Origin of the sequence: Aeromonas sp. QDB34, from assembly GCF_027705405.1 — a bacterium.
Taxonomy (GTDB): Bacteria; Pseudomonadota; Gammaproteobacteria; order Enterobacterales; family Aeromonadaceae; genus Aeromonas; species Aeromonas hydrophila.
In genome coordinates this window covers 28209-54555 of the sequence record NZ_JAPDBT010000011.1, presented here as the reverse complement: position 1 = coordinate 54555, position 26347 = coordinate 28209, and the positions used below count along the sequence as shown (strand labels likewise).

At 63.1% G+C, this 26347-nt stretch carries 20 protein-coding genes, 4 tRNA genes and 1 pseudogene; 16 read left to right on the top strand and 9 right to left on the bottom strand.

The window, feature by feature from the left end; genetic code table 11:
• The first annotated feature begins 95 nt into the window (after positions 1 to 95).
• Complete coding sequence (lpdA, locus tag OKC29_RS15275) at positions 96 to 1523, top strand: dihydrolipoyl dehydrogenase (protein ID WP_017409445.1); 1428 nt, start codon at positions 96 to 98, stop codon at positions 1521 to 1523.
• Between the two features lie 67 nt (positions 1524 to 1590).
• Here lpdA and OKC29_RS15270 read toward each other — a convergent pair whose 3' ends face one another.
• The 3 genes from OKC29_RS15270 to OKC29_RS15260 form a co-directional block, all read right to left on the bottom strand.
• Positions 1591 to 1773 carry a hypothetical protein gene (locus tag OKC29_RS15270; protein ID WP_011707560.1) on the bottom strand — a complete coding sequence of 61 codons (183 nt, stop codon included), beginning with the start codon at positions 1771 to 1773 and terminating at the stop codon, positions 1591 to 1593.
• A gap of 143 nt (positions 1774 to 1916) precedes the next feature.
• Positions 1917 to 3563, bottom strand: coding sequence for a methyl-accepting chemotaxis protein (locus OKC29_RS15265; RefSeq protein ID WP_029304719.1), 1647 nt, complete (start codon positions 3561 to 3563; stop codon positions 1917 to 1919).
• A 133-nt stretch (positions 3564 to 3696) separates the two neighbouring features.
• Positions 3697 to 5604, bottom strand: a complete 1908-nt coding sequence (locus OKC29_RS15260; protein WP_041216960.1) for a methyl-accepting chemotaxis protein — start codon at positions 5602 to 5604, stop codon at positions 3697 to 3699.
• A 237-nt stretch (positions 5605 to 5841) separates the two neighbouring features.
• On the opposite strand from OKC29_RS15260, the gene OKC29_RS15255 reads away from it, so the two are divergent.
• From OKC29_RS15255 to OKC29_RS15245, 3 genes are all read left to right on the top strand, one after another.
• Positions 5842 to 8100 carry a patatin-like phospholipase family protein gene (locus OKC29_RS15255; RefSeq protein WP_073351936.1) on the top strand — a complete coding sequence of 753 codons (2259 nt, stop codon included), beginning with the start codon at positions 5842 to 5844 and terminating at the stop codon, positions 8098 to 8100.
• 228 nt (positions 8101 to 8328) lie between these two features.
• Positions 8329 to 10926, top strand: coding sequence for a bifunctional aconitate hydratase 2/2-methylisocitrate dehydratase (gene acnB / locus OKC29_RS15250; RefSeq protein ID WP_270669342.1), 2598 nt, complete (start codon positions 8329 to 8331; stop codon positions 10924 to 10926).
• Between the two features lie 164 nt (positions 10927 to 11090).
• Positions 11091 to 12665, top strand: coding sequence for an EAL domain-containing protein (locus OKC29_RS15245; RefSeq protein ID WP_073351935.1), 1575 nt, complete (start codon positions 11091 to 11093; stop codon positions 12663 to 12665).
• A 4-nt stretch (positions 12666 to 12669) separates the two neighbouring features.
• Here OKC29_RS15245 and OKC29_RS15240 read toward each other — a convergent pair whose 3' ends face one another.
• Entirely contained in the window at positions 12670 to 13578 is a 909-nt protein-coding gene (locus OKC29_RS15240) for a LysR family transcriptional regulator (RefSeq protein ID WP_073351933.1), read from the bottom strand.
• Positions 13579 to 13654: 76 nt separating this feature from the next.
• Between OKC29_RS15240 and OKC29_RS15235 the strand changes: the two genes are divergently transcribed.
• From OKC29_RS15235 to mdtD, 4 genes are all read left to right on the top strand, one after another.
• Complete coding sequence (locus tag OKC29_RS15235; protein WP_024944780.1) at positions 13655 to 14272, top strand: LysE family translocator; 618 nt, start codon at positions 13655 to 13657, stop codon at positions 14270 to 14272.
• 122 nt (positions 14273 to 14394) lie between these two features.
• Positions 14395 to 15789, top strand: a complete 1395-nt coding sequence (locus tag OKC29_RS15230; RefSeq protein ID WP_073351931.1) for a D-arabinono-1,4-lactone oxidase — start codon at positions 14395 to 14397, stop codon at positions 15787 to 15789.
• A 71-nt stretch (positions 15790 to 15860) separates the two neighbouring features.
• Positions 15861 to 16988 (top strand): CobW family GTP-binding protein, encoded by a 1128-nt coding sequence (locus tag OKC29_RS15225; RefSeq protein WP_045788914.1) that lies wholly within the window; start codon positions 15861 to 15863, stop codon positions 16986 to 16988.
• 61 nt (positions 16989 to 17049) lie between these two features.
• A complete protein-coding gene (gene mdtD, locus OKC29_RS15220; RefSeq protein WP_029302083.1) occupies positions 17050 to 18438 on the top strand; it encodes a multidrug transporter subunit MdtD in 1389 nt (462 codons plus the stop codon).
• A gap of 33 nt (positions 18439 to 18471) precedes the next feature.
• Here the strand turns inward: mdtD and OKC29_RS15215 are convergent, their stop codons facing one another.
• From OKC29_RS15215 to folB, 3 genes are all read right to left on the bottom strand, one after another.
• Entirely contained in the window at positions 18472 to 18930 is a 459-nt protein-coding gene (locus OKC29_RS15215; RefSeq protein ID WP_073351929.1) for a YbaK/EbsC family protein, read from the bottom strand.
• A gap of 121 nt (positions 18931 to 19051) precedes the next feature.
• Positions 19052 to 19561, bottom strand: a complete 510-nt coding sequence (folK, locus tag OKC29_RS15210; protein WP_073351927.1) for a 2-amino-4-hydroxy-6-hydroxymethyldihydropteridine diphosphokinase — start codon at positions 19559 to 19561, stop codon at positions 19052 to 19054.
• Entirely contained in the window at positions 19561 to 19932 is a 372-nt protein-coding gene (gene folB, locus OKC29_RS15205; protein ID WP_011707547.1) for a dihydroneopterin aldolase, read from the bottom strand. Before folB ends, folK begins: the two co-directional genes overlap by 1 nt.
• Before the next feature lie 176 nt (positions 19933 to 20108).
• On the opposite strand from folB, the gene plsY reads away from it, so the two are divergent.
• The 6 genes and pseudogenes from plsY (at position 20109) to OKC29_RS15175 (ending at position 22751) form a co-directional block, all read left to right on the top strand.
• A complete protein-coding gene (gene plsY, locus OKC29_RS15200) occupies positions 20109 to 20771 on the top strand; it encodes a glycerol-3-phosphate 1-O-acyltransferase PlsY (RefSeq protein ID WP_016352149.1) in 663 nt (220 codons plus the stop codon).
• Between the two features lie 47 nt (positions 20772 to 20818).
• A tRNA-Phe gene (locus OKC29_RS15195) sits at positions 20819 to 20894 on the top strand.
• Positions 20895 to 20946: 52 nt separating this feature from the next.
• A tRNA-Thr gene (locus tag OKC29_RS15190) sits at positions 20947 to 21022 on the top strand.
• A 3-nt stretch (positions 21023 to 21025) separates the two neighbouring features.
• Positions 21026 to 21101, top strand: a tRNA-Phe gene (locus OKC29_RS15185).
• Between the two features lie 45 nt (positions 21102 to 21146).
• Positions 21147 to 21222 (top strand) — tRNA-Asn (locus OKC29_RS15180).
• 259 nt (positions 21223 to 21481) lie between these two features.
• Positions 21482 to 22751, top strand: a pseudogene (locus OKC29_RS15175) (potassium channel family protein).
• Between the two features lie 27 nt (positions 22752 to 22778).
• On the opposite strand, the gene OKC29_RS15170 reads toward OKC29_RS15175, so the two are convergent.
• Complete coding sequence (locus tag OKC29_RS15170) at positions 22779 to 23111, bottom strand: hypothetical protein (protein ID WP_073351925.1); 333 nt, start codon at positions 23109 to 23111, stop codon at positions 22779 to 22781.
• A 111-nt stretch (positions 23112 to 23222) separates the two neighbouring features.
• Here OKC29_RS15170 and OKC29_RS15165 point away from each other — a divergent pair, with 111 nt between their 5' ends.
• On the top strand, positions 23223 to 23738 hold the full coding sequence (locus OKC29_RS15165) for a ClbS/DfsB family four-helix bundle protein (RefSeq protein ID WP_073351923.1): 516 nt from the start codon (positions 23223 to 23225) through the stop codon (positions 23736 to 23738).
• Between the two features lie 343 nt (positions 23739 to 24081).
• Positions 24082 to 25254, top strand: coding sequence for a CD0519/CD1768 family membrane protein (locus tag OKC29_RS15160; protein ID WP_162275783.1), 1173 nt, complete (start codon positions 24082 to 24084; stop codon positions 25252 to 25254).
• Between the two features lie 57 nt (positions 25255 to 25311).
• On the opposite strand, the gene OKC29_RS15155 is transcribed toward OKC29_RS15160, so the two are convergent.
• On the bottom strand, positions 25312 to 26325 hold the full coding sequence (locus OKC29_RS15155) for a chemotaxis protein (protein WP_011707542.1): 1014 nt from the start codon (positions 26323 to 26325) through the stop codon (positions 25312 to 25314).
• Positions 26326 to 26347 lie beyond the last annotated feature (22 nt).

Here is a 26347-nt window from a genome sequence, read left to right as displayed (position 1 = left end):
TTGTAAACTTGCCCCGTTTTTTTCACGGCTGCAGCCGCCTCGTTCTGGTTTAAGACTGCGCTGTCCGGGGATATAAGAACGACAAAGAGGTCATGATGAGTAAAGAAATCAAAACCCAGGTCGTAGTACTGGGTGCTGGCCCTGCCGGTTATTCCGCTGCCTTCCGTGCAGCCGATCTGGGTCTGGATACTATTATCGTCGAGCGTTACTCCACCCTGGGTGGCGTCTGCCTGAACGTGGGTTGCATCCCGTCCAAGGCGCTGCTGCACGTCGCCAAAGTCATTGAAGAAGCCAAGGCGCTGGCCGAGCACGGCATCGTCTTCGGTGCCCCGCAGACCGACATCGACAAGATCCGTCTGTGGAAAGAGAAAGTCATCAACCAGCTGACCGGCGGTCTGGCTGGCATGGCCAAGATGCGTAAAGTACAGGTTGTTAACGGCTTCGGTAAATTTACCGGCCCGAACACCTTGGAAGTGGAAGGTGCCGACGGCAAAACCACCGTTACCTTCGACAACGCCATCATCGCTGCCGGTTCCCGTCCGGTGAAGCTGCCGTTCATCCCGCATGATGACCCGCGCGTATGGGACTCTACCGATGCGCTGGAGCTGACTACCGTTCCTGGCAAGCTGCTGGTTATCGGTGGCGGCATCATCGGCTTGGAGATGGGTACCGTGTACTCCTCCCTGGGTTCCGAGATCGACGTGGTGGAATTTGCCGACCAGCTGGTACCGGCTGCCGACAAAGACATCGTCAAGATCTACACCAAGCGCGTGGCCAAGAAGTTCAACATCATGCTGGAGACCAAGGTCACCGCAGTTGAAGCCCGTGAAGACGGCCTGTACGTCTCCTACGAAGGCAAGCACGCCCCGGCCGAGCCGGTCCGTTACGACAACGTGCTGGTTGCCGTAGGTCGTGTGCCGAACGGCAAGATGCTGGATGCTGAGAAGGCCGGCGTTGCCGTGACCGAGCGCGGTTTCATCGAGGTGGACAAGCAGCTGCGTACCAACGTGGCGCACATCCACGCCATCGGTGACATCGTGGGTCAGCCGATGCTGGCTCACAAGGGTGTGCACGAAGGCCACGTGGCTGCCGAAGTCATCGCCGGCAAGAAGCACTACTTCGATCCGAAAGTGATCCCGTCCATTGCCTACACTGAGCCAGAGATGGCCTGGGTGGGTCTGACCGAGAAGGAAGCCAAGCAACAAGGACTGAACTTCGAAGTGGCCACCTTCCCGTGGGCGGCTTCCGGTCGCGCCATCGCGTCCGACTGCTCCGACGGCATGACCAAGCTGATCTTCGACAAGGAGAGCGGCCGCGTCATCGGTGGTGCCATCGTGGGTACCAACGGCGGTGAACTGCTGGGTGAAATCGGTCTGGCCATCGAGATGGGTGCCGACGCCGAAGACATCGCGCTGACCATCCACGCTCACCCGACTCTGCACGAGTCCGTGGGCTTGGCAGCCGAAGTGTTCGAAGGCTCCATCACCGACCTGCCGAACGCTAAGGCTAAGAAGAAGAAGTAATTCGCTTCTGCCTGTAAAAAAGCCGCTCAATCGAGCGGCTTTTTGTTTTTCAGCGTCTGCTGGCGGTTTAGCAGCGCCCTTTCTTGGCTTGTCCTGGCGGACAGAAGGTACCGTAGCCACCTCGATCCCCGTCGCTGACCCGGATCCGGGTATCGTCCACGCTCACGTCTGCGCCGTGTACCCGCACCGGCCCGCTGCTGCAGGCGCTGAGCAGACCGCTCAGCAAGATCATCACTACCAGCTTGCCCATAACACCTCCTCTCATTTTCCTGATTATGGGGCATTTTCAGAGGCGGGCGGAGGCGGTGAAAAGCCCCTGCGTCACGGCCTGCCGTGGTGGCGACAGAGGGCGCCGCAGCGCCCTCTGACAAGTTGTGTCGAGGCAGCCAAAGGCTACAGGCGGAAGTGGCCGACCAGCTTGTCCAGCTCACCGGAGAGCTGCTGCAGGCCGCGACTGGCATCGGTCAGCTGGTGGGCAATGTCGGCGGTCTCCATGGTGAGCTGGTTGATGTCTTCCACGTTGCGGTTGAGTTCGCCCACCACGCTCGACTGCTCTTCGGTGGCGGTGGCGACCTGAATGTTCATGTCGTTGATCTGGGTGATGTGGGCGGTGATCTGGCCGAGCGCGCCGTTGGCCTCGTCAGCCTGGGTCACGACAGCGAGGCTCTGGCTGCGGCCCTGGGTCATGGCACTGACGGCGCGGGCACTCTGTTCCTGCAACCGGTTGATCATGCCCTGGATCTCGGCGGTGGAGGCGGCGGAGCGGTTGGCGAGGTTGCGCACCTCGTCGGCCACCACGGCGAAGCCGCGACCCTGCTCCCCGGCGCGGGCGGCCTCGATGGCGGCGTTGAGTGCCAGCAGGTTGGTCTGCTCCGAGATGCTGCGGATGGTTTCCAGAATGCTGCCGATGGAGTCGGTCTGGGTCGCCAGCGACTCGATCACCCCGGCGACCTGTGCAATCTCGTCGGAGAGACCGACGATGCCGTGGCGCGCCTGGGCCACCACGCCGGCCCCCGCATCCGCCTGCTCGTTGGCCTGTCTCGCCACTTCTGCGGCGAGGGAGGCGTTGCCGGCGATCTCGGTGACGGTGGCGCCCATCTGGTGGATGGCGGTGGCCACCTGCACGGTGCGGTCGCGCTGGGCGGTACAGTTCTGCTGGGTCAGCTGGGCCTTGGCGGCCACCTCGTCAGCCGTGGCGGCCAGTTGGTGGGAGTTGCGGGCCACCTGCTCGATGGCGCTGTGGATCTTGCTGACGAAGTGATTGAAGCTCACCGTAATCTCCGCCAGCTCGTCATTGCCGTTCAGCTGGGCACGGGAATCCAGCGCCAGGTGTTCGGCGGCATAGCCGATGTACTGCTGCAGGAAGCCGACCCGGCGCTTGAGGTTCATCAGGATGAGTACCGAGACCAGCAGCGAGATGAGGATGGCGCCGGTGATGATGCTGATCATCTGCAGCCGCCCGCTGGCATAGCTCTGTTCACCGAGCTGATGGCGCTGCTGGGCCTGCTGGATCAGGCCGTCGAGCAGGGCGTTGGCGTCCTTGCGCATGGTGCCATAGGTGACGGTATAGCGATCCCGATAGATGCCCCTTGCCGCTTCCATATCGCCTTGTTCCAGCGCTTGCAGCATGGGCGCCAGCTCGTTGCTCGCCATTCCTTCGAACTGGCTGAGCAGCTGCTGGGCATTGGCTTTGGCGGCGGGGTCGGTCTGGGCGGTGACGGCCTGTTGCATGGCCTGACGCATCTCGGGAATATCCTCCTCCCGGCTCTCCTTAACCCGGGTGATCACCCCCTTCGCATCTTTGAGGGAGGTATCCTGCAGCAGCATCATGTCGATGCCGACCCGCATGCGGGGAATGCGTGAGACCACCTCCGCCATGGCCCGCATGGGGGTGGCGGTGTTCTGGTAAAGCTCGGTGGATTGTTGCTGGATGGTGCCCATGCTCTTGAGGCTGGCACCACCCACCAGCAGCAGGGCGAGACAGGGCACGGTGACAGCCAGGATCAGCTGCAATTTGAGCGTCAGTTTACCTTCTAGCATGGGTTTTCCTCGCTGATCATGACGATGTGAATTATCAGAGTATAAATCGACGGATTTGGCGCCAACTTGAGTTTTTGTTAACAAACGGCCAACAAAAAAGGGCGCCATAGCGCCCCTTATGATGTCAGAAGTCTTAAAGCCGGAAGTTGCCGACCAGCTTGTCCAGTTCACCGGAGAGGTGCTGCAGGCTGCGGCTCGACTCGGTCAGCTGGTGGGCGATGTCGGCGGTCTCCATGGTGAGCTGGTTGATGTCCTCCACGTTGCGGTTGATCTCGCCCACCACGCTGGACTGCTCCTCGGTGGCGGTGGCGACCTGGATGTTCATGTCGCTGATCTGGGTGATGTGGGCGGTGATCTGGCCGAGGGCGCCGTTGGCCTCATCAGCCTGGGTCACCACTTCCAGACTCTGGTTGCGGCCCTGGGCCATGGCGCTGACGGCGCGGGCGCTCTGCTCCTGCAGCCGGTTGATCATGCCCTGGATCTCCGCGGTGGAGGCGGCAGAGCGGCTGGCGAGGTTGCGCACCTCGTCGGCCACCACCGCGAAGCCGCGGCCCTGCTCCCCGGCACGGGCAGCCTCGATGGCGGCGTTGAGCGCCAGCAGGTTGGTCTGCTCCGAGATGCTGCGGATGGTGTCGAGGATACTGCCGATGGAGTCCGTCTGGCTGGCCAGCGACTCGATCACCCCGGCGACCTGCTCAATCTCGCCGGAGAGGCCGACGATACCGTGACGGGCCTGGGCCACCACCAGGGCGCCGGCGTCGGCCTGTTCGTTGGCCTGCTTGGCCACATCGGCCGCCAGCGAGGCATTGCCGGCGATTTCACTCACGGTGGCGCCCATCTCGTGGATGGCGGTGGCCACCTGCACGGTGCGATCGCGCTGGGCGGTGCAGTTGTGCTGGGTCAGCTGGGCCTTGGCAGCTACCTCGTTGGCAGTGGCGGCGAGCTGGCGGGAGTTGCTCGCCACCTGCTCGATGGAGCCGTGGATCTTGGCGACGAAGTTGTTGAAGCCGGTGGCAACCTGGGCCAGTTCATCCCGCCCCTCCACCTTGAGGCGCTGGGTCAGATCGCCGTCACCGCTGCCGAGTTCGCGGAACAGGCGGGCCAGCTGGTTGAGCGGGCGGCTCACCGAACCGGCCAGCAGCATGCCGAGCAGCCCCATGCCGGCGGCGATGGCCAGGCTCACCAGCAGGATGTGCAGGCGGGCCCGGTCCAGCTCGGCATAGATCTCCGCTTCCGGCACCTGGGCCACCAGATACCAGTCGAGCAGCGGGATATAGCTGCTGGCCAGCACCACCGGCTGGCCGTCGATCTCGGCGTGGGTGGCGGCAAAGGGCTGCTTGTTCAGCAGGTTGCCGCTGCCGCTTGCCAGCTGGGCCAGGCTATCTCGGTCGATGCGGCTGGCGTCGGGATGCAGTTTCACCTTGCCACTGCCGTCGGTCATGAATACGAAGCCGCTGTCGCCGATGCGGAAGTTGGCGAGCATGCTGACCATGCTGTCGAGGGACTTGGCAAGGCCGGCGAGGCCGCGGCCATTGAGCTGCTGGAAGTTGACGAACAGCTTCACCTCGCCGTTGCTCTCGCGAAAGATGCTGAGCATCAGGTCTTGCTGGCTCTTGGTGTAGCCATAGAACCAGGCATCCTGCTCCGGGGTGAGGTTGCGCAGGAAGCCATCCTGGTTGTAGTAGGCAGCGCTCTGGCGATCGGCGAAAGAGGCGGTGACCAGCCCGTACTGGGCTGCCATGTCCTTGAGCTGGTCGATCAGGATCGACTCCTGCTCCTTGGGCATGCCGCGGGCCACCCAGTCCAGCACGAAGCGATCGTTGGCCAGCTGTCTGGCGGCGCCGGCGACCGAGGTGAGATCCTTCTCGATCTCCTTGCCGATGCGCTGGGTCAGGTTGGGCAGCTCCTGCTCGAACATGCGGCTTTCGATCAGCTGCTGCGCCGAGCGCTGGCTGAAGTAGCCTACCAGCAGGCAGGAGAGCACCACGGCCAGGGTGACCGTGGCCAGGATTTTCTGTTTGAGTGTCAGGCTTGCAAGCATAGGGGTGACTCGGGTGTGTGAACACGGGATTGAGGACATATTAGCGGCAGCCCGGCGTCACCCTTGATAGGCTGACCCACTTTATTGACGGATTACGTTTGCGCTCACATCGCCGCATGGGCGGCCAGCGTCGCAATGCGTGCCGATATCCCCTGCGAACTGTTGCGGTTCGCCGGCCGCCCCTTATAGTAGGCTTCACTGCCTAGCTGGCTCGCCCTGGATTCAATGGAAAATCATATGCGCATCTTTCGTCGAGGATGGAACCCCCTGTTCCTGATATTGCTGGCCTGTCTGCCGCTGATGGCGGCGGCCCAGTCCGAGCGGCCCAAAATTGCTTTGGTGCTCAGCGGCGGCGGCGCCAAGGGGGCGGCCCACATCGGCATCCTCAAGGTGCTGGAAGAGAAGCGCATCCCGGTCGACATCATAGTGGGCACCAGCATGGGCTCCTACGTGGCGGGCATGTACGCCATGGGGCTTAGCGCCGAAGAGGTGGAGCGCACCACCCTGGCCATCGACTGGAACAAGGGCTATCAGGACAAGGTGGGGCGTGACGAACTCTCCCTGCGCAAGAAGCAGCAGAGCGAGCAGTATCAGCTGCGTACCGACATCGGGGTCAATGGCGACTCGGTCCAGTTCCCCGACGGCTTCTTCCAGGGCCAGTCCATGGCCAGCCTGCTGCGCCACGCCACCTCCAACCTGCCGGTGCAGAAGAGCTTCGACGATCTGCCCATTCCCTACCGCGCCATGGCCACCGACATGGAGACGGTGACTCCCTTCGTGCTGGACCACGGCAGCCTCGCCAAGGCGATGCAGGCGTCCATGTCCATTCCCGGCGCCCTCAAGCCGGTGGAGTGGGAGGGCCACATCCTAGCCGATGGCGGCACCGTCAACAACATGCCGGTGGACGTGGCCAAGGCGATGGGGGCCGACGTGGTGATCGCGGTGGACATCAGCGCCAAGCTGCGCACCCGCGAGTCCTTGAAGTCGGGGCTGGCCATGATCGATCAGCTCACCACCTACATGACCCAGGTCGGCACTGAGAAACAGAAGGCGCTGATGGGGCCCAGGGACGTATTGCTGACGCCTGAGTTCGGCAACATGGGCATCGCCGACTTCGCCCTGATGCCGGAGGGGATCAAGCTCGGGGAGCAGGTGGCCAACCGCGCCTCGGCCCAGCTCGATGCGCTCTCTCTCTCGCCCGCCGCCTATACCGCCTATCGCAACCAGAAGCTGAGCCGGCGCGCCGAGCGCAGCGGCCAGCCCGCCTATTACATCGACAAGGTGGAGATCATCAACAAGTCCCGTCTCTCCGACGAGACGGTGCGCGCCATGCTGAAGGTGCGGCCCGACAAGGTCCAGACCAACGAGAGCCTGGAGGCGGGCATTCGCCGGCTCTATGCGCTGGAGTCGTTCGATCGCATCACCTACGAGGTGGAGGAGCGGGGTGGCGAGAACGTGCTGGTGGTCAACGCCAGCGAGAAGAACTGGGGGCCGGGCTACCTCAACTTCCAGTTCGGCTTCTCCGATGACTTCGAGAGCAGCTCCAACTACAACGTGGGCATGTCCTACACCCTCACCAACGTCAACGACTGGGGGGCCGAGTGGCTGACCGAGGCATCGCTCGGTACCGCCAAGCACTTCAAGACCGACTTCTACACCCCGCTGGAGCCCTCCCAGACCTTTTTCGGCGAGGCGAGCCTGGCCTACGACAAGACCCAGCGTCGTATCTTCATCCCCGAGGAGACGCGGGCGGCGAATGAGGTGAGCTATGTCGACGCCGAGTACAACTTCACCAACGTCGATCTGGCGGTGGGCTGGAATCGTCAGCCCTGGAGCCGCCTCTCGCTCGGGCTGGAGGGGAAGGTGGGCGACATCGACGTGCGCAACGTGGCGGATGCCAAGGTGGATGCCTCCTCCTGGGGCCCCTATGTCCGCTTCGAGCACGACACCCTCGACAGCCGCTACTTCCCCTATCAGGGCGCCTACTGGGACATCAAGGGGGGATATTCCTCCGTCCGGCTGGATGACAACGACACGATCAATGACCGTTATGAGGGGGTCAACTATCACCTGGCGATGGTCAAGCCCTGGTCCTGGGACAGGCACAGCCTCAACCTGTTGCTGGAGGGCGGGGGCTCCACCTCCCAGGAAGAGTTGCCGCTGTTCGTGCAGGATCTGGGCGGGTTGTTCCGCATGTCGGGCTTCCAGCGCTATCAGCTGAGCGGCCGCTACAGCCTGTTTGGCGGGCTGCGCTACATCTACCGGGTGGCGGACAACGACTTCGGCGCGTTGCGGGCGCCGCTCTATCTGGGCGGTTCCCTCGAGCAGGGCGGGGTGTGGGACAAGGGTGAAGACATCAGCATGGAGAGCTCCTTCACCGCCGGTTCCTTCTACGTGGGGGTGGAGAGCTTCCTCGGCCCCATCTTCCTCGGCTACGGCATGGCGGAGGGGGGCAACGACATGTTCTATCTGCAATTGGGCAGCACATTCGAATAACGTCCAAATGATGCCTTTTTGTTAACTTATTTCTGGTGTGCCATTTATCTGTTTGTAAAACACCAGTAACTTTAGATGGTTATGTTGTTTTGATGAATATCTGTACAGGCTTTGGATTTTAATTAGTCGTTAAAACTTATATAGTGGGGGGCACCCTACGGGTGTCCCGCAAGGACGATCGCCGCGAGCGTGGGCGAACCCCAAAAAAAGACCAAAGAGGAATTAGTCGTGCTTGAAACATACCGTAAACACGTCGCAGAACGTGCCGCCGAAGGCGTGGTTGCCAAACCTCTGGACGCAGAGCAGGTCGCCGCCCTGGATGAGCTGCTGAAGAACCCGCCCGCCGGCGAACAAGACTTTCTGAAAGAGCTGTTGTCCTCCCGTATTCCCCCTGGTGTTGATGAAGCGGCCTATGTCAAAGCCGGCTTCCTCACCGCCGTCGCCAAGGGCGAAGCCCACTCTCCCATCCTGAGCGCTGCCGAAGCCGTCGAGCTGCTCGGCACCATGCAGGGTGGTTACAACATTCAGCCGCTGATCGACCTGCTGGACCACGCGACCCTGGCTCCTCTTGCGGCCAAGGGCCTCTCCCATACCCTGCTGATGTTTGACTCCTTCCACGACGTGGAAGAGAAGGCCAAGGCGGGCAATGCCCATGCCAAGCAGGTGATGCAATCCTGGGCCGATGCCGAGTGGTTCCTCTCCCGCCCGGAACTGGCCGAGAAGATCACCGTCACCGTGTTCAAGGTGACCGGCGAAACCAACACCGACGATCTGTCGCCGGCGCCGGACGCCTGGTCCCGCCCGGACATTCCGCTGCACGCGCTGGCCATGCTGAAGAACGCCCGTCCCGGTATCACCCCGGACAAGGATGGCGTCATCGGCCCGATCAAGACCATCGATGCGCTGAAAGAGAAAGGTTTCCCGCTGGCTTACGTGGGTGACGTGGTCGGTACCGGCTCTTCCCGTAAATCCGCCACCAACTCGGTGCTCTGGTTCATGGGTGACGACATTCCGCACGTGCCGAACAAGCGCGCCGGCGGTGTCTGCCTCGGCGGCAAGATTGCCCCGATCTTCTTCAACACCATGGAAGATGCCGGCGCTCTGCCCATCGAAGTGGACGTCTCCAAGCTGGAGATGGGCGATGTGATCGACATCTACCCGTTTGCCGGCAAGATCTGCAAGCACGGTACCGACCAGGTGCTGGCGCAGTTTGAACTGAAAACCGACGTGCTGATCGACGAAGTGCGCGCCGGTGGCCGTATCCCGCTGATCATCGGCCGTGGCCTGACCGACAAGGCCCGCGAAGCGCTGGGTCTGCCATTCTCCACCGTGTTCCGCCGTCCGCAGCCGGTGGCCGATACCGGCAAGGGCTTCACCCTGGCCCAGAAGATGGTGGGCAAGGCGTGCGGCGTGAAGGGCATTCGCCCCGGCACTTACTGCGAACCCAAGATGACCACGGTCGGCTCCCAGGACACCACGGGCCCGATGACCCGCGACGAGCTCAAAGATCTGGCCTGCCTCGGCTTCTCCGCCGATCTGACCATGCAGTCCTTCTGCCACACCGCGGCCTATCCCAAGCCCATCGACGTGCAGACCCACCACACCCTGCCGGACTTCATCATGAACCGCGGCGGTGTCTCCCTGCGTCCGGGCGACGGCGTCATTCACTCCTGGCTGAACCGCATGCTGCTGCCGGATACCGTGGGTACCGGCGGTGACTCCCACACCCGTTTCCCCATCGGTATCTCCTTCCCGGCAGGCTCCGGTCTGGTGGCCTTCGCCGCCGCCACCGGCGTGATGCCGCTGGACATGCCGGAATCCGTGCTGGTGCGCTTCAAGGGCGAGCTGCAGCCGGGCATCACCCTGCGTGACCTGGTCCATGCCATCCCCTACGCCGCCATCCAGAAAGGGCTGCTGACCGTCGAGAAAGCGGGCAAGAAGAACATCTTCTCCGGCCGCATCCTCGAGATCGAAGGTCTGCCGACCCTGAAGGTGGAGCAGGCGTTCGAGCTGGCCGACGCCAGCGCCGAGCGTTCCGCCGCCGGTTGCACCATCAAGCTGGATAAAGAGCCGATCATCGAGTATCTGAAGTCCAACATCGTGATGCTGAAATGGATGCTGTCCGAAGGCTACGGCGACGTGCGCACCATCACCCGCCGCATCAAGGGGATGGAAGAGTGGCTGGCCAACCCGGTGCTGATGGAAGCGGACAAGGATGCCGAGTACGCCGAAATCATCGAGATCGATCTGGCCACCATCAAGGAGCCGATCCTGTGCGCACCGAACGATCCGGACGATGCCCGCCTGCTGAGCGACGTAGCTGGTGACAAGATCGACGAGGTGTTCATCGGTTCCTGCATGACCAACATTGGCCACTTCCGCGCCGCTGGCAAACTGCTCGAGAAGTATCAGGGCGAGCTGCCAACCCGCATGTGGATCGCGCCGCCCACCAAGATGGACAAGGATCAGCTGACCGAAGAGGGCTACTACGGCATCTTCGGCCGGGTCGGTGCCCGCATCGAGATCCCGGGCTGTTCCCTCTGCATGGGCAACCAGGCGCGAGTAGCGGAAGGGGCCTCCGTGGTCTCCACCTCCACCCGTAACTTCCCGAACCGTCTGGGCAAGGGGGCCAACGTCTATCTGGCTTCTGCCGAGCTGGCTGCGGTTGCCGCCATCATCGGCAAGATCCCGACCGTGGCCGAGTACCTGCAGTACGCCAAGACCCTGGACGCCACTGCGGCCGACACCTATCGCTACCTCAACTTCAACGAGATCGCCTCCTACACCAAGAAGGCCGATGCGGTGATCCTGCAGCAAGCGGTATAAGGGTCGGCGCCACCATGGCGCTCCCGTGCTGATGCAAAGCCCCGGCCCGTGCCGGGGCTTTTGTTTGCATCTCCATCAGTTGCTGCTCGTTTTTTGCTCTCATTAGGGCCCGATTCAGCATCGGCTGTTAAGGTGGGCGGCCATGTTTGCTGTCTGGTCCCGCTATGCCGATATCACTGTCCAACCTGGATTTCTCCCGTCCCTGGCTGCGTCTGGGGTGTACCCTGCTGCTGTTCACGCTGCCCCTCGCACTCGGGTTGTGGATGCTCTACAACGGTCACCTGCAGATGCTGGATCGTCAGTCAGAGCGCTCGGCCCGGCAGGCGGTCACCCTGATGGAGACCATGCTGGCCCACGCCGAGAGCGCCAACCGTACCTTGCTGCCCTTCGTGGAACAGCCGTGCGAACAGGCCCTGTTCACCCTGCGTCAGCAGGTGGCGCTGGTGCCCTTCGTGCGCACCGTCAACCTGGTGGGGGAGCAGGGGATCTACTGCAACTCGCTATTCGGTGCCATCCAGTGGCCGGATCGGGCTGAGAGTTACAGTGACGGGCGGCTGCGGCTGCTGGCGGGCAATCAGGTGCGGGCCGATCACCCCCTGCTGGCGCTGCGTGACAGCGAGGGCAGGGGGGCCGCCTTCAGTACCATAGACGGCGATTACCTGCGCTTCATGCTGGTGTTGAGCGGGCGGCCCTGTACCTTGCTGCTGCACGTGGGCAAGCAGTGGCTGGATGAGCGGGGCGTGCTGAGCGAAGGGGGTCAGCCGTTGCCAACCCTGGCCAGCCATGAGGTCCGTTCCGACCGTTACCCGCTCTCGATCTATGCCGGACACGAGATCCCCTCGCTCTGGTCCTCCCTGTGGCAGGCCCGGCAGTGGGCAATTATGGTGCTGTTTGGGCTCTGCTTCGGCTTTGCCCTGCTCATCTGGTGGTTGCTGGGACGGCCCCGCTCTCCCGTGGTGGAACTGGCTCGCGCCCTGCGCAATCGGGAGTTTGTGCCCTATTTGCAACCGCTGGTGGCGGCGGGGAGCGAGCGGGTGATGGGGGCCGAGGTGTTGATGCGCTGGCAGCACCCGACGGCCGGGCTGATCCGCCCCGATCTCTTCATCCCCCAGGCGGAGGCGAGTGGCCTCATCGTACCGATGACCAGCCTGCTGATGGAGGAGGTGGCCCGCGAGCTGAGCCTAGAGCGTGACCTGGTGCCCGACGGGTTTCACATCAGCTTCAACATCAGTGCCGCCCACTGCCGCGACATGGCGCTGCTTGCCGAGTGTCGGCGCTTCCTCGATCACTTCGCGCCGGGCCAGGTGGTACTGGTGCTGGAGCTGACCGAGCGGGAGCTGCTGGTGGCGGATCCCCAGACCCTGGCGCTGTTTCGTCAGCTCGACGAGATGGGGGTCAGGCTGGCCATGGACGATTTTGGCACCGGCCACTCCAGCCTGCACTACCTGCAGCAGTTCCATGTGGACTATCTCAAAATAGATCAGTCGTTTATCGGCAGGATCGGCACTGAATCCCTGTCCGAGCACATAGTCGACAACGTGATCGATCTGGGGACCCGGCTCGGCCTCGCGCTGGTTGCCGAGGGGGTGGAGACGCGCCAGCAGGCCGACTACCTGAGAAGCAAGGGTGTCGACTACCTGCAGGGCTATCTGTTTGGCCGCCCGCTGCCGCTGCGCGACTTTCAGGCTGCGTTGGGCCAGCCGCAGGCCGAGCCCGCGACGCCGGCAGTCTCGGCCTGAGCCATCAGGTGAGGGATTGCAGCCACTCTGCCAGTCTGGCGTGGGCACTGCCAGGAGCGGGCGGGGCGGGGGCGAGCAGGTGATAGCCGGTGCCGTCGGGGCAAAAGCCGAGCGGCGCCACCAGCAGGCCGGCCTCGATGTCGTCGCACACCTGCCGGTAGGGGCCGATGGCGACCCCCAGCCCGGCGACGGCCGCCTGCAGGCTGAAGTAGAAGTGCTCGAAGGTCTGCCCCGGCGCCTCCTCGCCGGCGGACTGGCCGGCGTGCTGCAACCACTCCTGCCAGGCTCCCGGCCGGGTCTTGGTGTGCAGGCGGGGGGCTGCAGGGCGCAGGACCGGGCCGTTGGCCCCCGTGTCGAAGAACTGTGCCACCTTGCCCGGCTGGCAGACCGGCCCGGTCAGTTCCTCGAACAGCGGCTGGCTGTAGAGCTCGGCAGGCCACTGGAAGTCGTTGCGCCGGATGGCAAGATCGATGCCGCTGCCGAAGCTGAGGGCGCCGCCCCCCGCCATCAGGTGCACGTCCAGCTCGGGATGCAGGGCCTGGAAGGCGGGCCAGCGCGGGATCAGCCAGCGCATCAGCAGGGTTGGCTCGCAGGAGATGACCAGCGACGTCGGCCGCCCCTGCCGACGCAGCGCCTGCGCCGTCTGGCGGATGCCGCCCAGCCCCTCCCTGACCGCCTGATAGAGCCGCTCCCCCGCCTCGGTCAGAAAGACCCGGCGCTGACGCCGCTCGAACAGCATGACCCCGAGATCCTCTTCCAGCAGGCGTACCGCCCGGCTGACCGCGCCGTGGGTGAGGTGCAGTTCGTCGGCGGCGCGGCTGAAGTGCTCGGTACGGGCTGCCACCTCGAAACAGCGCAGCGCGGTCAGGGCCGGCAGCGACAGGCTTTTCTGTGAATCATTCTCACCGTTCATGTCAGAAGTTATCGTTCGTTATTGGCGCTATGGCCAAATAAAATAGCCGATATTCCATGTAATCAGGACTATTTTCATGACCGAACTGTTAGCCGTAGTAGCCATTACCTTCTTTGCCGTCATCAGCCCGGGACCCGACTTCGCCATGGTGTCGCGCAACAGCCTGCTGCTCTCGCGCCGCAGCGGGGTGCTGACGGCGCTCGGCATCGGCGCCGGGGTCTGCGTGCACGTCACCTACACCCTGCTTGGGGTGGGATTGCTGATCCAGCAGTCGCTCTGGCTGTTCAATCTCATCAAGCTGGCGGGGGCCGCCTACCTCATCTTCCTCGGCATCAAGATGCTGCGGGCCAAACCGGTGACCGCCGAGGTGCTGGCCGAGCAGCCCGCCCTCTCCAGCCTGGGGGCGCTGCGCACCGGTTTTCTGACCAATGTGCTCAACCCCAAGACCACCATCTTCATCGTCAGTCTGTTCATGCAGGTGGTGCAGCCGCAGACACCGCTGGCGGTCCAGCTCGGTTACGGCGCCTTCATCGTGCTGGCCCATGCCGTCTGGTTCAGCGCGGTGGCGATCTTCTTCTCCACCGACTCGGTACGGGGTCGGCTGCTGGCGGTGCGCCACTGGATTGATCGGGTGTTTGGCGGGTTGCTGGTGGGATTCGGCATGCTGCTGGCACTGACCCAGCAGACGCGCTGAGGCTGTGGGGGAGTGGCTCCCCCTATCCACCCCCGACCGTAGGGTCTTGTTTTTCATGCCTTGCGCCCCGCTTTTCGGTAGAATTGGCGCTCATTTTGACGTCAATAAAGATGAGGGGCGGTATGACGGTCAGGTTCCAGGCATTTCACAGCATCAAGGCGATAGGTCAGCGGGAGGTGCTGTTCAACTGGTCCAGAACCAATCCGCTCGGCGCACTGGAGCAGGTGTGGCGTCCGAAGAATCGCGACGAACTGCAGCAACTGCTGCGGGAAAACCCCGAGCGCAAGCTGCGCCTCATCGGCTCCGGCCTCTCCTTCGAACCCATCCACAGCGTCTATGCCGAGGGCAGCCAGGCGCTGCTGGTGGACTTGCACCACCTGCGTGGCCAGCTAGGGCAGACCGCCGACACCGTCACCTATCAGGCGGGCACCCCGCTCGACACCGTCTACGCCGATCTCATCGCCATGGAGCGGATGCTGCCGGCTTCCCCGGGCGTCATCGGTATCCAGACCCTGGGCGGTGCGCTCAGCACCGGCACTCACGGCCAGGGGCTGCACCAGTCCGCTCTGTGCGATGCGGTGGCGGCCCTGACGGTGATGCTGGCCAGCGGCGACATCATCCGGGTGGACCGCAGCGATCCGCGCTTCGGCGCCTTCGTGATGGGCATGGGGATGCTCGGCATCCTGCTCGACGTCACCCTGCAGACCGTGCCCAACCGCATCATGCGCTGCACCAAGTTCACTACCGACTATCCCTTCCTGCTGGCGCACAACGAGCGGCTCAACCGCGAGCACGCCTTCGTGAAGAGTTGGTGGTTCGCCTGGACCGGCGAGAGCCACATCTGGCTGGTGGACCCGGCCTCCGAGGAAGAGGTGGCCCGCTACCGAGCCGGCGGCAGCGAACCGCTGCTGCTGGAGGGTGACATCGACGCCCGCATGAATGCCACCATAGATGCGACTCTGCAGAAGATGGCCAAGGACACCAAGGATGAGGCGCTGGCCGGCGAGCACTTCGAGACGGTGCGCCGCTTCAAGGATGCCTCCGATCTGGTGGGCAACGTCTACCAGATCCTCTGCAAGGGGATCCCGGCGCCCCAGATCAACTGCGAGGTGGCAGTGCCGCTGCATCGCATGAACGAGGCGCTGGAGACCCTGCAGGCGTGGCAGCAGGCCAACCCCGGCGTGCTGCACTATCCCTTTATCCTGCGCTGCACCGGCCCCTCCAAGGCCTGGCTCAGCGCCGCCTATGATCAGTCGGTGTGCTGGATCGGGTTTCTGGTCTATCTGGCGGCGGACGGCACCTTCGTCAACGGCTCCATGGAGCAGATGCGCGAGCTGCAGCAACTGCTGGTGCCGCTCGGCGGCATCCCGCACTTTGGCAAGCATCTGGCGATGGATCTCTACGACTTCCCGGCGCTGCTGCCGCGCTGGCACGATTTCCTGGCCCTCAAGGGCGAGCTTGACCCCCACGGCCGCTTCGAAAACCGCTGGCTCGCCGACCTGTTTGCCAACCGGTAAGGATCTGACATGACCGATATGCAAGACACTCGCTTACTCATCACCCTGCCGACCAGAGGGGAGTCATCCCTATGACGGACATGCAAGATACGCGTATCCCTGTGACCCTGCTGACCGGCTTTCTCGGCAGCGGCAAGACCACCTTGCTCAACCACTGGGTCAAGCAGCCCGAGCTTGGCGAGTGCGCAGTACTTATCAACGAGTTCGGCTCGGTGGGGCTGGATCACCACCTGGTACAGCAGGTGGACGAGCAGGTGGTGCTACTCGATTCCGGCTGCATCTGCTGCTCGGTGCAGGGCTCCCTGGTGGAGGCGCTGCAGGGGCTGTTTATGAAGGCCATTCAGCGCAAGATCAAACCGTTCAAGCGACTCATCATCGAGACCACTGGCCTCGCCGATCCGGCCCCCGTGCTGTTCACGTTGAGGGAGGAGGGCTTTATCGCCCAGCGTTACCGCTTCGACGGCACCGTCACCGTGGTGGATGCCGGCCATATCGAGCAGCAGCTGGCTGCTCAGTATGAAGCGGTGAAACAGGTGGCGCTGGCGGATCTGTTGGTGGTGAGCAAGGGCGACCTGGTGGATGGCGAGCAGCTGGAGCGGGTTGAAGCCCAGCTGGCGGCCCTCAATCCGGCGGCCCCGATCGAGCGGGTCAGCAACGGGGTGCTCTCGCCCGCCGTGCTGGAGAAACTGGGTGCCTACAACGAGGCGGCCGGGCGCGACGTGCGCCAGCTGCTGGCCTGGCTGCGCACCGAAGCCCCGAAACAGGGGCTGGCCTCACCGATGCAGCCGAAGATGAAGCCGTTCGCCGCCAAGGTGGGCACGGCCGCGCCGACCCACTTCGAGCACGGCAATATCGAAAGTTTCGCCCTGCGCATCGGCGAGCCGCTCAAGCCGTCCCGCCTGCTGGCCGCCATCGATGCGGTGCAGGCGCAATACGGCGATGCGTTGCTGCGGCTCAAGGGGATATTGCAGTTGGAAGGGGAGAGCCAGCCGGTGGTGATCCACGGCGTCCATGGCCAGCTCTATCCGCTGCAGGCGCTGGGAGAGTGGCCGGAAGGCAAGGCCCAGTCCCGGCTGGTGTTCATCGTGAAGAGTCAGGACAAGGCGGGCATAGAGCGGTTGTTCCTGGATACGCTCAAGGCGCCCGAGCCCAGCCTGGAAGAGCAACTTAGAGCCATGCTCGGCCAGCCTGATGCCTGATGTAATGAGATGACCCGCGCTTGTGCGGGTCTTTTTTTGTCTGAAGAGGAGGTGGCTGCAGATGCCCGATAGCACACACATGGTGACCCCTGCCCAGCGCAAATGGCTGCCGCCACTCACGGCGGTCGGTTTCTTCATGCAGACGCTGGATGGCACCATCCTCAATACCGCCCTGCCCAGCATGGCCGAGACCCTGGGCGAGAGCCCGCTGCAGATGCAGTCGGTGATCATCGCCTACATGTTGACGGTGGCGCTGCTCATTCCCGCCTCCGGCTGGCTGGCGGACAGATTCGGCACCCGCCGCATCTATCTGGCCGCCATCCTGCTGTTTACCTTGGGGTCTTTGGCCTGCGCGGCTGCCAACTCCCTGCCGCTGCTGGTGGCGGCGCGGGTGCTGCAAGGGATCGGTGGCGCCCTGCTGATGCCGGTGGGCAGGCTGGCGGTACTGCGGGTTTACAGCAAGCACGAGCTGCTGCGGGTGATGTCGTTCGTCACCATCCCCGGCCTGGTGGGGCCGCTGATCGGTCCGGCGCTGGGGGGTTGGCTGGTGGAGGTAGCGAGCTGGCACTGGGTGTTTCTCATCAACCTGCCGGTGGGGTTGCTCGGCTTTATCGCCAGCTGGTACTTCATGCCGGATCTGCGCCAGAGCACGGCCAAGTTCGACTGGCAGGGGTTCGTGATGTTCAGCGCCGGCATGGTGCTGGTGTCGGTGGGCCTGCAGGGGCTGGGAGAGCACAGCATCTCCACCGGCTGGGCGCTGTTTGCCCTGCTGTTCGGGCTGGCCGCCATGGCGAGCTACTGGCTCTACGCCGCCAATGCCGAGGAGCCGCTGTTCGGGTTGGGGCTGTTCAAGACCAGCACCTTCGCCATCGGCATCTGGGGCAACCTGTTTGCCCGGCTCGGCAGCGGCGCCATGCCGTTTCTCACCCCGCTGTTTCTGCAACTGGGGCTCGGCTTCTCGCCGAGCAAGGCGGGGATGACCATGATCCCCACCGTGCTGGGGGCCATGCTGACCAAGACGCTGGTGAACAAGCTCATTCCGCGCATCGGCTATCGCCGCATCCTGATTGGCAACACCCTGGCGCTCGGGGTGATGATCGCCAGCTTCTCCCTCATCGACAATCAGCTCCCCTACGGGGTGCTGCTGGGCTGGCTGATGGTGTTCGGTGCCATCAACTCGCTGCAGTTCTCCGCCATGAACACCCTGACCCTGCAGGATCTCAGCCCTGAGTTTGCCAGCAGCGGCAACGGCCTGCTGTCGGTGGTGATGCAGCTCTCCATGAGCCTGGGGGTGGCCATCGCCGCCAGCCTGCTGGGGCTCTTCTCTGCCGGCTCGTCGGCGGCGGATGGCCAGTGGCTGGGGGGCTTTCACCTCACCTACCTCTGCATCGGCCTGATGTCGATGCTGGCGGCGCTGATCTTCGCCCAGCTGGCGCGGGACAAGCGCTGAGCCGCGGGCTCAGGGTGCCGGCAGGTAGCTCACCTAGCAGGGCAGCTGGGTCAGCAGCCCGGCCAGGTGGGCGGTTTCCAGCAGGAAGGTCTGCTCGGGGTGGCCCGGCGTCCAGGTAAAGGCGTGGTGGGTCATGAGTACGGGGTCCACCAGCAGCGGGATGTCGGCGCGGGGCAGGAAGGGGCAGACCGCGCCCGGTAGGCAACCGATCTGGGCCTGCATCTCGTCGGCGGTGCAGATGGAGGGCTTGGCGCCGAGCGACGCCTTGACCGCCTTGTTGTCGAGCCGGCCGTCTCTGTGGGTCAGCAGCAGGGCGAAGCGGCCATCCTTGAACTTGAGAAACAGGGTCTTGCTGAATTCGGCCTGCCAGCCGAGGCGGGCTCTCACCTTTTCATCGGTGGCGTAGTCGAGGATGGGTTCGTGCTCGAAGCGCTGGTGGGGCAGCCCGGCCAGCAGCCGGCAGTTGAAGTCGTGAATGGTATCGAGTGGCATGGGGTTCTCCTGTGATGGCGGCCATCCTGCCACTTGCACCGGCGCAGGCCCAATCACGGTTTCTTATCCGTTATCAGCTCCGTCCATCAACAACAAGGGCACCGCGAGGTGCCCTTGTTGTTCAGTGGTGCTGCAATTCGCCCGCTGCCCAGTGAAAGGGGATGGGGCAGAGCCGTTGGGAGGCCTTGTCGTAACGCTCCCACAGCTCACCGAGAGTGCGCCCATCCAGCGGATGGCGCAGGGTGGGGGCCAGTTCGGCCAGCGGCCAGAGCACGAAGGCGTTGCTGAGGATCTCGCCGCGCGGCAGCAACAGTGGCGTCTCGCAGACCAGCTCGCCATAGAGCAGCAGATCGAGATCCAGGGTGCGCGGGGCGAACTTCTTGGCGTCTGGCTCGCGGCCGTGGGCGAACTCCATGGCGCGCAGTCGCTGGCACAGGGTAGACAGCGGCAGCTCGGTATTGGCGCCCACCACCAGGTTGTAGAAGGGGCGGCCGTTGAAGCCCACCGCCTCGCTCTCGAACACCCGCGAGACCTGCAACTCGCCAAACTCGGCCTGCAGCGCATCGAGGCCGGCGCGGATATGGCGTTCCCGCTCGATGTTGGATCCCAGGCTGATATAGATGCGGGTCATCAGTTGGCACTCGCGGCCGGGGTGCGGTGACGCAGGATCTCGACGCCGACACCGGCGGCATTGGGGACGGCGCCCGGTTTGGTCAGGGTGACCTTGACCCACTGTACCCGTTCGTCGGCCAGCACCAGCATGGCGACCTGTTCGGCCATGGTTTCGACCAGCTCCACCACCTTGCTGGAGGCGTGATCACAGATCTTGCGAGAGAGGGTGGCGTAATCCAGTGCCAGCTTGATATCGTCGGTTGCGGCGGCGGGGCGGTTGTCGAACCCCATCTCGAGGTCGAAACAGAGCTTCTGGCGAATGCCTTTCTCCCACTCGTATACACCGATAGTGGTCAAAACCTCGAGTCCGCGAATAAACACCTTGTCCATGACAGTACTTCTTCTTTACTCTTGATGGGCTGTGATGACAGCGCAGGGATGCAGGCCTGGCCAGCGGATGAGTGCCGGCGGCCGGTTTGGGCGACACGCGTTGGGCAACCCCACGTCGGCGCCAGAGAATGTGGCCCGCATCATACCCCATTCATATCGTGGTAAAAACGACCAAGATGACGGCCCTGACGATTTTGATGATTATTCTGGCCTACCTGGGCGGCTCGCTGTCCAGTGCGGTGCTGGTTTCCCGCATCACGGGTCTGCCGGATCCCCGTGATCACGGCTCCCACAACCCGGGGGCCACCAATGTGCTGCGCCTCGGCGGTCGGCTGGCGGCCGTGGTGGTGCTGCTGCTCGATGTGCTCAAGGGCACCGCTCCGGTCTACCTCGCCTGGTATCTGCAGATCAAACCCGTCTACCTCGGCTTTATCGGGGTGGCTGCCTGTCTCGGCCACATGTACCCCATCTTCTTCCACTTTCGTGGCGGCAAGGGAGTGGCCACGGCGCTCGGCACCATGATGCCCATCGGTTTCACCATGGGGGGCGCGGTGATCGGCACCTGGTTGCTGGTGCTGCTGGTGAGCGGTTATTCGTCGCTGGCCTCCATCATTACCGTGTTGCTGACTCCGCTCTTTACCTACCTGCTCAAGCCGGAATACACGCTGCCGGTGTCGCTGCTCTCCTGCCTCATTCTGATCCGCCATCACGAGAACATTGCTCGCCTGCTGAAGGGGGAGGAACCCAGAGTCTGGGGCCGCCAGAACCGCGCCGAGCAGGAAGAAGTGCTGGAAATGGATGATCCTGAGCAAAAAAGAGACGAACGAGACAAAAAGTGAAATTTCCCGTTGACCACCTGCCTTAAAATCCGTTTAATAGCGCCCACGCCCAGATAGCTCAGTCGGTAGAGCAGGGGATTGAAAATCCCCGTGTCGGCGGTTCGATTCCGTCTCTGGGCACCAAATTTTGGTGCCATGAAATAAAAACTTGTTCATGCACAATGGTTTAAAGTGTGCCGGCTTAGCTCAGTAGGTAGAGCAACTGACTTGTAATCAGTAGGTCACCAGTTCGATTCCGGTAGCCGGCACCATTTGCCCAGATAGCTCAGTCGGTAGAGCAGGGGATTGAAAATCCCCGTGTCGGCGGTTCGATTCCGTCTCTGGGCACCACAATAAAGGCGATGAGATAGCGATATCTGGTCTCCGATAGTTAATTCCTCCTTAGTTCAGTCGGTAGAACGGCGGACTGTTAATCCGTATGTCACTGGTTCAAGTCCAGTAGGAGGAGCCAATTCAAAAGCCCAGCAGCAATGCTGGGCTTTTTCTTTGCCCGTTTGCCGCTATCCGGCACTCACTGCGGACAATAAATGGGCCAACCGGCGCCAAGTTGTCGCATGGCTCACCCTGTCCCCTCCCCATCAGTGACTTCGTCGGCTCGGCTAGTATGATGGCTTGCTGAGTCCGTCCCCTGCCCGGTTCGGGTCATGCAGACTTATCGGGCACCAGGCCCGGTGCAGGCAAACGGAACCGTTTCTTGAGCGAGGTCATCCATGAATGCAACAGAGCTTTGGCAGCTTTCCCCCGAACAGTTCAACGAATGGCGCCGGGCCAACGACTATCCCCTGATCTGGGATCTGCTGGTGGCGTCGCTGCCCCATTTCGACGACTGGATGACGGATCAGAAGATCGACAAGCAGGTGATTTTCCAGATCGGCATCGCCCGCTTCATCAGCTCCCGCTGCGTGCTGAGCCTGTGCCTCTACATGAGCGACGACAAGATCAGGCTCTATGAGACCGCCTCGAGCGCGCTGGAGTCCCTGCGCAAGAGCGGGTTGATCCGTGCCGAGACACGCTTTGAACCCTACTGCATGTGGCTGGCCGGCAAGCACGGCAAGGACGAGGTGAAGCGGGTGCAGAGCCTGCTCTCGGTCTCCGAGAACAACAAGGGGGAGGCCCAGGTGCTGGGCAAGCACCGCCTGCTCAACATCGGCGGTGTCGAGCTCCAAAGCCCCATCATCTCCGGCCGGCTGCTCGACCAAGGGGGTGAGGGTCAACGGCGGGGTGATAGGGCTCGATCTGTTCGATTCCCTTTTGTGGGATCACAGGGCCTGGGCCAAGAAACGGGAGCTGGCGCTGGAGGACGGGGTGTTTCAGGATTTCACCATCGAGTGCGAGGAGATCCGTTTTCACTCCTCCCGGGCGGTGCTGAAAAACTTCAACGTGCGGGCCAAGAACTTCGACGCCACCATGGAGCACACCAACCTGGACAAGGTGCAGGTGGCCTACAACGAGAATGGTCGGGTCGATCACAGCGAGGCCAGCAAGCTCTACCGCAACGCCAAGCGGCTCTTTTCCAGCGTGGGGGATACCGTCGATGCCGGCGAGTGTTACTACAAGGAGAAGCTGCACGAGATGAAGTCGCTGGCGAGCCCCAGGGAGCTGTTCAAGGAGTGCTGGCTGCGCAGCGGCTTGCTCAAGAAAGGTTGGCTCACCCTGCTGTGCTACCTGAAGTGCGCCGCCAAGTTCATCAGCTTCATCACCTGGGGCTTTGGCGAGCGGCCGATCCGCAGCCTGCTGCTGTCGATGGGGGTGATCCTGCTGGCGACCCTGACCTATTTTATGGCGCCGGCCTCGGTCACCTACCACCACCTGGGCCGCTCGCTCTACTTCAGCATCGTCACCTTCGTGACCCTGGGCTATGGCGACATCTCCCAGACCTCCTCCCCGCTCCAGCTGCTGTCGGCCATCGAGGCTTTCTGCGGGATGTTTCTGACCGGGTTGTTCCTGGCAGGATTTGCCTCCAAGACCAAGCAGTATTGATGGGGTGTTGGTTATCGCTAGCGCGGGTCAGCCGGCTGGTGTGATCTGCTGCATCTTGAGCCAGAAGGTCTCCTGGCAGGGGTTGTGGAACAGCTTGCGCGCAGGTGTGATGGGCATGGGGCTGGCGACCACCCGGTAGCTGATCCAGCACTCAGGGCAGATATGCGGAGAGGGCTCTTCGTCCAGCTCCAGCCGGTGGCAGATGACCACGCCGTTGGCAAACCAGTAATGGGTCTGCCGGTGATGAGTCAGGGTGCCGCTCTCGTCCTGCTCGCTGTGTTGTTCACTCTGCTGGCGGACGATGATCGCCGGCCCCGCCTGGCGATGGATGGCCCTGATGTAGGTCACGAGGTCGTTCATGGTGCTGCTGGATGAGTAGATGGATGGCCGATGGGGCGAGCTTACCCGCGCCGGCCGTGGACGGCAATCTTCCCGCCGCTTGTCGGGTGGCGGGCATTCAGGAGAAAAGTGATGGGGATCCCTGCTGACAAGGCCGAGCTGCTGCTCGCCATCGAGACGAACTTCGGCAAGCTGCTCAAGGCCTTGCAGGCCGTCCCCGACAGTCTGACACAAGAGCCGGTGATGGAGGGGCACAGCAAGGGCACCCGCATGAGCGTGGCCAATCTGGTGGCCTACCTCATCGGCTGGAATGAGCTGGTGATCAAGTGGATCGAGCGGGATGCGGCGGGTCTGCCGGTGGATTTTCCCGAGACCGGTTTTAAATGGAACGAGCTGGGCGGGCTGGCGCACAAATTCTATCGGGACTATGAGGGGCTGACCTACCCGCAGCTACTGGCCCGGCTGGTGGCAGCCAGGGCCCGCATCGTCGAGCTGATCGGGCAGCGCAGCGACGATGAGCTGTACGGTCGCCCCTGGTATGAACGCTGGCCGCTGGGACGAATGATCCAGTTCAATACCGTCTCGCCCTATCACAACGCCAACGGCCGGCTGCGCAAGTGGTTGAAAAGCGAAGGCATGAAGCCGTAGGGCTCGTTGGCGGCCAGCACAGGCGAGAGGGTGGCAAGGCGCAGGTCTCCCCCCTTGTTTCGCTGACTGGCCCCAGTTGTTATACTGCCGCCCCGTTTCGTCGCCGGGCTGGCCGTGGGCCGGCGCGCTGACGCGAGGCGGGCAGACTGGACAGGATCGTCCGGCCACCCGTGTTTCCTCCCTGGTTCAGCCGCTGGCGCGGCGAAGCGTCAATCCGTATGGCACGGGTTCGCGGCCAGCAGGAAGAGTCATTCAAGGAGCCCTTGTCGCAAGACAAGGGCTCCTGCTTTATGGGTGCCATAACAACAATACTCACCACACAGCGACAGATTTCAGGATTGGTATGGAAAATCAAGTAGTTAAAGATTCTCACCAGGGGGTCGCCTCCCTTCGCCGCTGGCTGGAGCCGGTATTGGTGTTGGTTATCCTCGGCTGCCTGTTTGGCTACCTCGGCAGCCAGATGGGCCTCTCCGCCCTGGTCAACACCCTGTTCAACACCGCCCACCAGCTATTGCTCAACACCGTGCTCTTCATCATGGGCATTACCGTGCTGTCTGGCGCACTCAGCCAGCTGCTCAGCGAGTTCGGGGTGATCCGCCTGCTGGAGGTGCTGCTGGCACCGCTGATGAATCCGGTGTTCCGGCTGCCGGGGCGCACCGCATTGGCGGCCCTGATGACCTTCTTCTCCGACAATCCGGCGGTGATCAGCCTCGCCAAGGACAGCCGTTTTCGCAAGGGCTTTACCCCCTGGCAGCTGGTGTCGCTCACCAACTTCGGCACCGCCTTCGGCATGGGGCTGATCGTGGTGACCTTCATGGCCACCCTGCAACTGCCGGGCGGCGAGTCCACCGCCAGCGCGGCGCTGATCGGCCTGCTCGGCGCCCTCATCGGCTCCGTGGTGTCTACCCGGCTGATGCAGCGGATGATCCGCCCGCTGGTGGGGGAGACCCCGATCACCGACGAGGTGGCGAGCGTGGGGGCCAAACCGGGTCTGAGCCAGGAAGCCGCCCCGACCTGGCTGCGGGTGCTCAACGCCCTGCTGGACGGTGGCAAGTCCGGGGTGGAGCTGGGGATGGCGGTGATCCCCGGGGTGCTCATCATCAGCACCTTCGTGATGCTGCTGACCTTTGGCCCTGGCGAGCAGGGCTACAGTGGTGAGGCTTTCCAGGGGGTGGCGCTGCTGCCGGTGCTGGCGGCCAAGGTGGGCTGGCTGTTCGAGCTGCTGTTCGGCTTCACCCACGCCGAGCTGGTGGCCTTCCCGGTCACCTCGCTGGGGGCGGTCGGGGCTGCCATGTCGCTGGTACCCCCCTTCATCGGCAAGGGCTGGATCACCGGTAACGAGGTGGCGGTGTTCACCGCCATGGGCATGTGCTGGAGCGGCTTCTTGAGCACCCACACCGCCATGCTGGATGCGCTCGGCTATCGCCATCTCACCTCCCGCGCCATCGTGGCTCACACCATCGGTGGCCTGTGCGCCGGGGTGGCGGCTCACCAGCTCTATCTCTGGCTGGGTTGAGTCATCAAGCAAAAGGGCGCCTCGGCGCCCTTTTGCTTGCGTGGCCGTCCGGTGGCCTCACAGGTTGCCGGGTCTGGGGATGGGGATGCCGAGCAGGAAGTTGTCCATCATGCCGACCATGCGGCCCAGCTCCGGTTTGGTGATGGTGTCGTTGGCGCCCAGTTGCAGCGCCTTGTGGCGGTTGTCATCACTCATCAGCGACGAGAACATGACGATGGGGGTGGTCTTGAAGGCGGGGGTATCGCGCAGGCGCTTGAGCAGGTGCATGCCGTCCATGCGGGGCATCTCCACGTCGGTGATGATGCCGCTGACAAACTCGGCCACCGGGATCTTCTCCTCCTGCGACAGGCGATCGAACTCCATCAGCATCTCCAGCCCGTCGCCCCCGTCCTTGGCGGTCACCACGTTGTAGCCCGCGGTGCGCAGGGTGGTCTCGATCATCTTGCGGATGAAGGCGGAGTCGTCCACCACCAAAATGGTTTTGGCCTGACGCATGGCCATCATGCGATCGTCGATGATGACCTTGCGATCCTGGGTCACATCGTATTTCTCCATGCTGAGCTCTGGGTTGATGTCGGCGATGATCTTCTCGAAGTCGAGGATCATGATGAGGTTGCCGTCGCGCCTGACCACCGCCACCACGCAGTCATTCTCGCCCGCCTCCAGGAACTGGCTGGGGGACTCCACATCCTCCCAGGAGACCCGGTGGATCCTGCTGACGCTGTCGATGAGGAAGCCGTTTGCCATCTTGTTGAAGTCGGTGACGATGACCACCTTGTTGCTGTTGTCCGGGTTGGTGCGGATGCCGAGCCAGCCGGCCAGATCCACCAGCGGGATCAGCCGCTCGCGCAGGGAGAAGACCCCCACCATGTGGCGCTGGGCATTGGGGTAGTCGGTGGTCTCCGGCACCCGGATCACCTCGCGCACCTTGGCGACGTTGATGCCGTAATAGGCTATTTTCTCGCGGCCATCGGGCAGCTGCTTCTTGAGATGGAATTCGATGATCTCGAGCTCGTTGGTGCCGCTCTCGGTCAGGATGGATTTACGCTCTTCCCCGTCTTTGGACATCATGGTCACTCTCGTGCTTCTGGTT

What these genes read in the sequence shown, in the direction of transcription:
- OKC29_RS15230 (WP_073351931.1), top strand. Translation starts at nt 14,395, where the DNA reads ATGACGGTCAGGTTCCAGGCATTTCACAGCATCAAGGCGATAGGTCAG.
- lpdA (WP_017409445.1), top strand. Translation starts at nt 96, where the DNA reads ATGAGTAAAGAAATCAAAACCCAGGTCGTAGTACTGGGTGCTGGCCCT.
- OKC29_RS15260 (WP_041216960.1), bottom strand. Translation starts at nt 5,604, where the DNA reads ATGCTTGCAAGCCTGACACTCAAACAGAAAATCCTGGCCACGGTCACC.
- OKC29_RS15255 (WP_073351936.1), top strand. Translation starts at nt 5,842, where the DNA reads ATGCGCATCTTTCGTCGAGGATGGAACCCCCTGTTCCTGATATTGCTG.
- OKC29_RS15170 (WP_073351925.1), bottom strand. Translation starts at nt 23,111, where the DNA reads ATGAACGACCTCGTGACCTACATCAGGGCCATCCATCGCCAGGCGGGG.
- OKC29_RS15270 (WP_011707560.1), bottom strand. Translation starts at nt 1,773, where the DNA reads ATGGGCAAGCTGGTAGTGATGATCTTGCTGAGCGGTCTGCTCAGCGCC.
- OKC29_RS15225 (WP_045788914.1), top strand. Translation starts at nt 15,861, where the DNA reads ATGACGGACATGCAAGATACGCGTATCCCTGTGACCCTGCTGACCGGC.
- OKC29_RS15215 (WP_073351929.1), bottom strand. Translation starts at nt 18,930, where the DNA reads ATGCCACTCGATACCATTCACGACTTCAACTGCCGGCTGCTGGCCGGG.
- folB (WP_011707547.1), bottom strand. Translation starts at nt 19,932, where the DNA reads ATGGACAAGGTGTTTATTCGCGGACTCGAGGTTTTGACCACTATCGGT.
- folK (WP_073351927.1), bottom strand. Translation starts at nt 19,561, where the DNA reads ATGACCCGCATCTATATCAGCCTGGGATCCAACATCGAGCGGGAACGC.
- OKC29_RS15165 (WP_073351923.1), top strand. Translation starts at nt 23,223, where the DNA reads ATGGGGATCCCTGCTGACAAGGCCGAGCTGCTGCTCGCCATCGAGACG.
- OKC29_RS15235 (WP_024944780.1), top strand. Translation starts at nt 13,655, where the DNA reads ATGACCGAACTGTTAGCCGTAGTAGCCATTACCTTCTTTGCCGTCATC.
- OKC29_RS15245 (WP_073351935.1), top strand. Translation starts at nt 11,091, where the DNA reads ATGCCGATATCACTGTCCAACCTGGATTTCTCCCGTCCCTGGCTGCGT.
- OKC29_RS15240 (WP_073351933.1), bottom strand. Translation starts at nt 13,578, where the DNA reads ATGAACGGTGAGAATGATTCACAGAAAAGCCTGTCGCTGCCGGCCCTG.
- OKC29_RS15265 (WP_029304719.1), bottom strand. Translation starts at nt 3,563, where the DNA reads ATGCTAGAAGGTAAACTGACGCTCAAATTGCAGCTGATCCTGGCTGTC.
- OKC29_RS15160 (WP_162275783.1), top strand. Translation starts at nt 24,082, where the DNA reads ATGGAAAATCAAGTAGTTAAAGATTCTCACCAGGGGGTCGCCTCCCTT.
- OKC29_RS15155 (WP_011707542.1), bottom strand. Translation starts at nt 26,325, where the DNA reads ATGATGTCCAAAGACGGGGAAGAGCGTAAATCCATCCTGACCGAGAGC.
- plsY (WP_016352149.1), top strand. Translation starts at nt 20,109, where the DNA reads ATGACGGCCCTGACGATTTTGATGATTATTCTGGCCTACCTGGGCGGC.
- mdtD (WP_029302083.1), top strand. Translation starts at nt 17,050, where the DNA reads ATGCCCGATAGCACACACATGGTGACCCCTGCCCAGCGCAAATGGCTG.